A 3,906-nucleotide genomic window follows, 5' to 3' on the forward strand; every position below is an offset into this window, starting at 1 on the left:
CCGCCCTGCGCACCGCTCGTGGCGGCCACCGGCACGGCGGCAGGCGGCGGTGCATAGCGGTCGGCCGCCGCGCGCAGCGCCAGCGCGCGATCGCGCACCGGCTGCAGCTGCATGTCGGCGCTCGACATCGCGTATGCCGTACCGCGCGTCGTGTCGTACACGGCCTTCAGCAGCTGAATTTCATCCTTGCGCCACGTGACCCAGTGGCGCTGGCTGTCCTGCCAGCCGCGCTTCACGTCGGCCGGCGCATCGTCCGACAGGCGCTGGTACGCGCGGTCCATCACCGTCTGCCACTGCTGCTGCGCCTCGCCCATGCACTGGATCTGGCCGGCCGTCGACGACCGGTCGCGCCGCGCGAGACACTGCCGCATCGCGACGTCGATCGGGTCGGCCGCCGCCACTTCCGCATGCGCGACATTCAACCCCGCCGGCCCTGCCGACCACGCGGCCCAGACGATGAGCGCGGCCAGCGCCGCGCGCATCGTCCGGATTCGTCCCTGCGTCGCCATCAGTCGCGCACGCAGTCGACGAAGTACTCGACGCGACCGTTCACTTCTTCCGCGACGAGGCCGTGGATGTCGGTATGGAAGCCCGGGAAGCGTTCGTTGAAGTCGCGCGCGAACCGCAGGTAGTTCACGATCGTCTTGTTGAAGCGCTCGCCCGGGATCAGCAGCGGAATGCCCGGCGGGTACGGCGTCAGCAGGATGCTCGTCACGCGGCCTTCGAGCTCGTCGAGCGGCACGCGGTCGATCTTGCGGTGCGCGAGCTTCGCGAACGCGTCCGACGGCTTCAGCGCCGGCTCCATGTCCGACAGGTACATCTCCGTCGTCAGGCGCGCGATGTCGTTCGCACGGTACACGTCGTGGATCTGCGTGCACAGGTCGCGCAGGCCGACGCGCTCGTAGCGCGGATGCTGCGCGACGAATTCCGGCAGCACGCGCCACAGCGGCTGGTTGTTGTCGTAGTCGTCCTTGAACTGCTGCAGCTCGGTCACCATCGAGTTCCAGCGGCCCTTCGTGATGCCGATCGTGAACATGATGAAGAACGAGTACAGGCCGGTCTTCTCGACGATGATCCCGTGCTCGGCCAGGTACTTCGTGACGATCGCGGCCGGAATGCCCGTCTCGCCGAACTCGCCGTCGACGTCGAGCCCCGGCGTGATGATCGTCGCCTTGATCGGGTCGAGCATGTTGAAGCCTTCCGCCAGCGGGCCGAAGCCGTGCCAGTGGTCGTTCGGCTTCAGCATCCAGTCCTCGCGCGAACCGATGCCTTCTTCCGACAGGTCGTCCGGGCCCCACACGCTGAAGAACCAGTCGTCGCCGTATTCGGCGTCGACCTTGCGCATCGCGCGGCGGAAGTCGATCGCCTCGGCGATCGATTCCTCGACGAGCGCGGTGCCGCCCGGCGGCTCCATCATCGCGGCCGCGACGTCGCACGACGCGATGATCGCGTACTGCGGGCTCGTCGACGTATGCATCAGGTACGCCTCGTTGAAGCGGTGCTTGTCGAACGTGCGGTTCTCGGAATCCTGCACGACGATCTGCGACGCCTGCGAGATGCCCGCGAGCAGCTTGTGCGTGGAGTGCGTCGCGAACACGAGCGCGCCCGTGCGCGGACGGCCGTCGCCGATCGCGTGCATGTCGCGGTAGAAGTCGTGGAACGTCGCATGCGGCAGCCACGCTTCGTCGAAGTGCAGCGTGTCGAGCAAGTCGCCGAGCAGGTCCTTGATCATCTCGACGTTGTAGACGACGCCGTCGTACGTGCTCTGCGTGATCGTCAGGATGCGCGGCTTCAGGTCCGGATTCTCGCGCAGCGCTTCGCGTGCGAACGGGTTCGCCTCGATCTTCTTGCGGATGTTCTCCGGCTTGAATTCGTCGCGCGGGATCGGCCCGATGATGCCGAAGTGGTTGCGCGTCGGCGTGAGGAACACCGGAATCGCACCCGTCATCGTGATCGCGTGCAGGATCGACTTGTGGCAGTTGCGGTCGACCAGCACGATGTCGCCCGGCGCGACCGTCGCGTGCCAGACGATCTTGTTCGACGTCGACGTGCCGTTGGTCACGAAGAACAGGTGATCCGCGCTGAAGATGCGCGCCGCGTTGCGCTCGGACGCCGCGACCGGGCCCGTGTGGTCGAGCAGCTGGCCGAGTTCGTCGACCGCGTTGCAGACGTCCGCGCGCAGCATGTTCTCGCCGAAGAACTGGTGGAACATCTGGCCGAGCGGGTTCTTCAGGAACGCGACGCCGCCCGAGTGGCCCGGGCAGTGCCACGAGTACGAGCCTTCGTCCGCGTACTTGACCAGCTCCTTGAAGAACGGCGGCGCGAGCGAGTCGAGATAGACCTTCGCCTCGCGGATGATGTGGCGCGCGACGAACTCCGGCGTGTCCTCGAACATGTGGATGAAGCCGTGCAGTTCGCGCAGGATGTCGTTCGGCAGATGCCGCGACGTGCGCGTCTCGCCGTACAGGAAGATCGGGATGTCCGCGTTGCGGCGGCGCACTTCGGTGACGAACGCGCGCAGCTCGATGATCGCGGTCGCCAGCTCGGGCAGCTCGCCGTCCGAGCCCGTTTCGCCGAGCATGAGTTCGTCGTCGTCGATCGACAGGATGAAGCACGACGCGCGGCTCGACTGCTGCGCGAACGACGTCAGATCGCCGTAGCTCGTGAGGCCGAGGACTTCGACGCCCTCCTTCTCGATCGCTTCGGCCAACGCCCGGATGCCGGAGCCCGAGATGTTCTCGGAGCGGAAATCTTCGTCGATGATGACGACGGGAAAACGAAACTTCATGGGCGATTCTCCAAAAAGAACGACCGCGGCGCGTCACGCGCAGCGGTCACCCGGAAACCGGTGAGACGATATGCAACCAGATCAGGTTTTCGGCAGCGTGACACCACGCTGACCCTGATACTTGCCGCCGCGATCGGCGTACGACACGTCGCACACCTCGTCGCTTTCGAAGAACAGCACCTGCGCGACCCCTTCGTTCGCGTAGATCTTCGCGGGCAACGGCGTGGTATTCGAGAATTCCAGCGTGACGTAGCCTTCCCATTCGGGTTCGAACGGCGTCACGTTGACGATGATCCCGCAGCGCGCGTACGTCGACTTGCCGAGGCAGACCGTCAGTACGGTGCGCGGGATGCGGAAATATTCGACGGTGCGGGCCAGCGCGAACGAGTTCGGCGGGATGATGCACACGTCGCCCTTGAAATCGACAAACGAGCCCTCGTCGAAGTTCTTCGGATCGACGATCGTCGAATTGATGTTGGTGAAGATCTTGAATTCATCCGCGCAGCGGATGTCGTAGCCGTAGCTTGACGTGCCGTAGCTGACGATCCGGCGACCATCCTCGGACGCGCGAACCTGATCGGGCACGAACGGCTCGATCATCTTGTGTTCTTCGGCCATGCGCCGAATCCACTTGTCGGACTTGATGCTCATGCCAGCCTCCGGGCCGTCCCAGGAAGGCTGAGCGCCCCGTCGGAGGGCAGCGAACAAAGTGAGCGTTGGGGTCGTTTCATATCGGGGCGCCTGGAAACGCTGCGTGACAGTCGGTGACGGCCGTACCCGCGAGGCGGCGGCCGGGAAAGGCGCACATTTTACGCGATCATCGGCTCGCGCACGCGGCGACCGTCAACGGATCACGCCGCACGCGAGCGCAGCGCCCGCGCCATGCTGCGAAAAAATCGGATCGCTCGGGTCGCGGTGCACCAGCGCCGCGCGGTTCAGCGCGGAACGCACGCCATCGAGGGCCAGATCGGGCGCGACGATGAAACCGGCCGCGACGCCGTTCGCGTCCGCGTGGATATTGCCGAGATCGCCGGCGACCCGCGCGCCCGCGCGCAGGCGCTCGGCGGCCGGCGCGAACACCGGACCGGCGCTCGAGCCGTCGCCCGCGTTGCAGTCGC

Annotated in this window: 4 protein-coding genes; all 4 read right to left on the reverse strand. The window is 66.0% G+C overall.

Annotated elements, in window-relative coordinates:
• On the reverse strand, positions 1-509 hold a 509-nt coding region (locus tag F3J14_RS33935; RefSeq protein ID WP_166726628.1), incomplete at its 3' end, for a lysozyme inhibitor LprI family protein.
• Positions 509-2,788 (reverse strand): arginine/lysine/ornithine decarboxylase, encoded by a 2,280-nt coding sequence (locus F3J14_RS33940; protein ID WP_138847327.1) that lies wholly within the window; start codon positions 2,786-2,788, stop codon positions 509-511. The genes F3J14_RS33940 and F3J14_RS33935, both read right to left, overlap by 1 nt.
• A gap of 81 nt (positions 2,789-2,869) precedes the next feature.
• The gene (gene dcd / locus F3J14_RS33945) at positions 2,870-3,439 is read right to left on the reverse strand and encodes a dCTP deaminase (protein ID WP_006398615.1); all 570 of its coding nucleotides are present in this window, start codon (positions 3,437-3,439) and stop codon (positions 2,870-2,872) included.
• A 192-nt stretch (positions 3,440-3,631) separates the two neighbouring features.
• Positions 3,632-3,906, reverse strand: a 275-nt coding sequence (locus tag F3J14_RS33950; RefSeq protein ID WP_166726629.1) for a superoxide dismutase family protein, incomplete at its 5' end; no start/stop codon positions are given.

The sequence above is a fragment of the Burkholderia sp. Tr-862 genome, assembly GCF_011753085.1.
Taxonomy (GTDB): domain Bacteria; phylum Pseudomonadota; class Gammaproteobacteria; order Burkholderiales; family Burkholderiaceae; genus Burkholderia; species Burkholderia ambifaria.